Origin of the sequence: Longimicrobium sp., from assembly GCF_036554565.1 — a bacterium.
Lineage (GTDB): Bacteria > Gemmatimonadota > Gemmatimonadetes > Longimicrobiales > Longimicrobiaceae > Longimicrobium.
The window spans coordinates 1-4,879 of the sequence record NZ_DATBNB010000117.1; the positions used below are offsets into that span (position 1 = coordinate 1).

The following is a 4,879-nucleotide window of genomic DNA, read 5'->3' on the forward strand; positions in this document are numbered from 1 at the left end:
CCGCTGTTTGCTTTGTACGATAAAGTGAGCGGCGGAACGAGATCAGCCGGGTGTCTCACGAAGAAACCCGTCGAACCCGGTGCAAAGGTTGGCCGAGCGGCGCTCAGCAGATAAATTGGACGAGGTCGGCGCGTGAGATGCCGGGCCGGCCATCCTGACCGAATCAGAACGAGGAGCCGCAAGTGGCGCTTCTGGATAGAATAAAGAGCCCCGACGACGTTCGCGCGCTCCCCGAGAGTGAGCTTCCCGCGCTGTGCGGCGAGGTGCGCGACCGCATCATCGACGTGGTCTCGCGCCACAAGGGCGCCCACTTCGGCAGCAACCTGGGCACGGTGGAGCTCACCGTCGCCCTGCACCGCGTGTTCGACACGCCGCGCGACCAGCTGATCTGGGACGTGGGCCACCAGGCCTATCCCCACAAGATCCTCACCGGGCGCAACGACCGGATGGAATCCATCCGCAAGCGCCACGGCCTGTCGGGCTTCCTGCGCCGCGACGAGAGCGAGTACGACGTGTTCGGCGCCGGGCACGCGGGCACCTCCATCTCCGCCGCCGTGGGCGTCGCCGCCGCGCGCGACATCAAGGGCGAAGACTACGAGGCCATCGCCGTCATCGGCGACGGCAGCATGACGTGCGGGCTGCCGTACGAGGCGCTCAACAACGCCGGCCACACCGACCGCGACCTCATCGTCGTCCTCAACGACAACGAGATGTCCATCTCCCCCAACGTGGGGGCGCTGCACAAGTACCTGGGCATCCACAAGCGCGTCACCGACGTGCGCACCTCGCCGCTGTACAACCGCATCCGCGACGAGGTGAAGCGCATCGTGCACGCGGCGCCCCGGCTGGGCACCGTGGGCGAGATGGTGGAGCACTTCGCCGTCCGCGCCGACGACGCGCTGAAGGGGATGTTCGTTCCAGGCATGCTCTTCGAGGAGCTCGGCTTCCGCTACGTGGGCCCCGTGGACGGGCACGACATCAACGCCCTGGTCCGCACCTTCGAGCAGGTGAAGAAGATGAAGGGCCCGCGCCTGGTCCACGTGCTGACCACCAAGGGCAAGGGCTTCGCCCCCGCCGAGGCCGACCAGGTGAAGTGGCACGCCGCCGCCCTGTTCGACAAGGAAACCGGCGCGCCGCTCAAGAAGTCCGCCGCGGGCGGAATGCCGCGCTTTCAGCAGGTGTTCGGCGAGGCGCTGACCGAGCTGGCCCGGGAGGACCATGACGTGGTGGCCATTACCGCCGCCATGGCGACGGGGACAGGAACGGACATCTTCGAGAAGGAGCACCCGGACCGCTTCTTCGACGTCGGCATCGCCGAGGGCCATGGGGTGACCTTCGCGGCCGGGCTGGCGACCCAGGGGATCAAGCCGGTCGTCGCCATCTACTCGACCTTCCTGCAGCGCGCGTTCGATTCCATCGTCCACGACGTGGCGCTCCAGGACCTGCCCGTCACCTTCGTGATGGACCGCGCCGGCATCGCGGGGGATGACGGCGCCACGCACCACGGCGGCATCGACATCGGCTACATGCTGTCGGTCCCGGGGATGACCGTCACCGCGCCCCGCGACGCCGACGAACTGATCGGGCTGATGAAGACGGCGTTGTCGTGGGACCGCGGCCCGTTCTCCATCCGCATCCCCCGCGAGCTGGTGCCCGCGCTGCCCAAGCCGGTGGCGGAGATTCCCGCCATCCCGCACGGCACCTGGGAGACGATGCGGCAGGGGCGCGACCTGGCGATCCTGGCCACAGGGACGATGGTGCTCCCCGCCGTCGGCGCGGCCGAGGTGCTACAGCGCGAGGGGATTTCGGCCACGGTGGTGGATTGCCGCTTCATCAAGCCGCTGGACGAGGCAGCGCTGGAGCGCCTGTTCCCGCAGCACAAGGCCGTGCTGACGGTGGAGGAGGGGACGGTGGTAAACGGCTTCGGCGCGTACGTGCGCAAGGCCATCGACGACCGCTGGCCGGACGTGCATGGCGCCTCGATGGGGCTCCCCGACGAGTTCGTGGAGCACGGCGAGCGCGCCGAGCTGCTCGCGGAGCTGGGGCTGACGCCGGAGGGGATCGTCGCGCGCGCCCGGGTGCTGCTGGGCCGGCCCCTGCGCTCCCTGGCCGAGACGGCGTGAGCGCCCCGCCCGTAACGCGCCGCGTCGGCGTCGTCGGCCATTCGGACTACGCGCTGCTGAAGGAAACCCTCGCCCGCCTGGCAAGTTTTGCCGGGCGGGAGGGGGTTTCGCTCTTCTACGAGCCGCCGCTGCGCGAGCACGTGGGCGACGGCCAGGAGCTGACGGCCGACGCCTGCCACGGACTGGACCTGCTGCTGACGCTGGGCGGAGACGGCACGCTGCTGCGCGGGGCGCGGATGGTGGCGCGCGAGGGCATCCCCGTCCTGGGCGTGAACCTGGGGCACCTCGGATTTTTGACATCGGCGCCGCGCGACGAGATGGAGGCGGGGCTGTCGCGCTGGCTGGCGGGGGAGTTTTCCATCGACGAACGGCTTGCGCTGCTGGTGCACACCGAAACTGCGGACGGCGAGCGGGGCAGGGACCACCTGGCGCTGAACGACGCCGTGCTGCACAAGGGCGGCGCCGCGCGGGTGATCCGCCTGAGCATGACGGCGACGCGCGACGTGGTCGGCAGCTACAGCGCGGACGGGATCATCCTCGCCACGCCGACCGGATCGACCGCGTACTCGCTTTCCGCCGGCGGCCCCATCGTCTCGCCGACGGTGGACTGCATCATCGCCACGCCCATCTGCCCGCACACCCTCGGCGTCCGCCCGCTGATCCTGCCCGCGGACGAAACGGTGACGGTGGAGGTGCTGTCGCCCACGCAGGAGCTGCTGCTGACGATCGACGGCCAGGAAAGCGAAACGCTGGTCCCCGGCCAGCGCGTGGTCGTCCGGCGCGCGCCCACGCCCGTGCGCCTGGTCCGCTTCCCCGGCCAGACCTTCTTCTCCACGCTCCGCCGCAAGCTCAAGTGGGGAGATCTGGCGGAGCGGGAGTAGGCGATGGGGCCTTCAGAGTTGATTCCAGTACCCAAATGTTTGGTTGTTCGATGCGGGTGTAACTTTTATCGTGGTAGCTAGTAGGCTGATCGCGCTCGACAAAGTATTCGTCTGGCGTAAAGGATTGAGTACGTGCTCGCTCGTCTCCTGCCCCTCGTCGATAAGCGGAGGATATCATGAGCGCTGTCGCATCATATGTAGATGAAATGCTCAAAGTGAGCGAGTGGACGTCGAACTTTCGCGTTCTAAACGCATTGCTCGCCACTCCCGCTTCCAGGACAATGCACATCGTGCAGCGCACCTGGGACCCGCCTGTCCCCCCGTTCCGCTTTGCCGCGTCTGGAATCAGCCTCTACTTCGTTTGCTCGTCGCTCTCTGGACTTGGGGATCAGTCTTTTGCTGCCGCGATCGCTCAACCTGTTTTATTCACGATCTTCTCGCTGCTGTTCCTCGCGATCACATACAAAATCTTTCGAGACGTAAGTAAAGCACCGCGGACTTACGAGGAATTCCTCGTGCTGGCAGCGATCGTCAACGGCGTTTATGGTTATCTTACCGCAGGAGTAGCGCTCCTCTCCTTCCTGAATGTTGAGTGGGGCGTGATCGGATTGGCAGCAATGAGCGTTTACATGTGCGCGTATACCCTGAGAGCTTATAAGGAATTTTGGGGTATGTCGTACAAGAACATCATCGTGTACTCTCTGCTCGCCAGTGTCGGTATCTTTATCGCTCTCGGCGTTGTTCTGGCAATTTTCATGGTGTTGATCGCCAACACCGGTTAGCCGCTGCTGGGGCATGATCGTGGCCGGCTCGAACAACGGCGATAAACCCCGGTAGCCGACCAGCGCGGTGATCCAGTACATTAGGCGGCTCACCTCAGGTTGGTGAGTGCAGTCATGCGCGAACGGAGTGATCGCTACTGCATGCGTCTCTGAGCGACTTCGTCCGGATTCGCGGTGGCAGACGGTGCGTCGCGTGCCACTCTTTGCCCATCGCTCCAAATGCGTTTCGTCTCAGCGCTACTCGTGCTTTCTCTTTCGGCGTGCGCCTCACTTCAGCAGACATCCTCCGCTGACGATTCTCCGCCGGGCACCGCCGAGTTGATTGGCGAGGGGACGCTCTCTACCGCGGCGAACGAGTACAACCCCAGCCTGAGTCCCGACGGGCGCACGCTCGTGTTCGCCCGCTCGGAGCCGGAGTTCCGCAACGCGCGCATCCTCGTTTCGCACCTGCGGGACGGGCGCTGGAGCCCCGCCCAGCCGATCGCGTTCACCGACGAGCGCTACAGCGACACCGATCCCACGTTCTCCCCGGACGGCAACACGCTCTACTTCATCTCCAACCGCCCCGCGCTGGACCGGGACTCGGCGCGCACTGACCTGGACATCTGGCGCGTGCCGCGGGTGCAGGAGGGATGGGGAACACCCGAGCACCTGGGCGCCGCGGTGAACAGCCGTGCCCAGGAACTGGGGCCCACGTGGCACGATGGTTCGCTCTACTTCGCGTCGTCGCGCGGAGGGCGTGCGCGGATGCTCGACATCTACCGTTCGCGTGAGGGCGCAACCGGTTTCGGGGCGGCGGAGGCGCTGGACGAGGTCAACACTGAGGCGAGCGACAGCGACCCGGAGTTCTCGCGCGACGGCCGAACCCTGCTGTTCTGGAGTGATCGCGCAGGGGCCGCGGCCAGGCAGACGTGTACGCGAGCCGACGCACGGCTGAGGGCTGGTCAGCCCCCCGGCTGCTGGCGGGCGAGATCAACTCGCCGGGGTTCGACTTCACGCCTTCGTTCTCCCCCGACCGGCGGTGGATCTACTTCGCGAGCATGAGGCAGGACACCACGGGGAACCCGGTCGTGCACAACGGCCAATCCAATCT

Annotated in this window: 4 protein-coding genes; all 4 read left to right on the top strand. The window is 66.4% G+C overall.

Annotated elements, in window-relative coordinates; translation table 11 throughout:
* The first annotated feature begins 182 nt into the window (after positions 1 to 182).
* The 4 genes from dxs (at position 183) to VIB55_RS03180 (ending at position 4,830) form a co-directional block, all read left to right on the top strand.
* On the top strand, positions 183 to 2,123 hold the full coding sequence (gene dxs / locus VIB55_RS03165) for a 1-deoxy-D-xylulose-5-phosphate synthase (protein WP_331875214.1): 1,941 nt from the start codon (positions 183 to 185) through the stop codon (positions 2,121 to 2,123).
* Entirely contained in the window at positions 2,120 to 3,004 is an 885-nt protein-coding gene (locus VIB55_RS03170) for an NAD(+)/NADH kinase (RefSeq protein WP_331875215.1), read from the top strand. The genes dxs and VIB55_RS03170 overlap by 4 nt, the downstream gene beginning before the upstream one ends.
* Positions 3,005 to 3,180: 176 nt before the next feature.
* Complete coding sequence (locus tag VIB55_RS03175; RefSeq protein ID WP_331875216.1) at positions 3,181 to 3,786, top strand: hypothetical protein; 606 nt, start codon at positions 3,181 to 3,183, stop codon at positions 3,784 to 3,786.
* 318 nt (positions 3,787 to 4,104) lie between these two features.
* Complete coding sequence (locus tag VIB55_RS03180) at positions 4,105 to 4,830, top strand: hypothetical protein (RefSeq protein ID WP_331875217.1); 726 nt, start codon at positions 4,105 to 4,107, stop codon at positions 4,828 to 4,830.
* Positions 4,831 to 4,879: the final 49 nt, after the last annotated feature.

Coding starts and splice junctions, on each gene's coding strand:
- VIB55_RS03175 (WP_331875216.1), top strand. CDS start 3,181: ATGAGCGCTGTCGCATCATATGTAGATGAAATGCTCAAAGTGAGCGAG.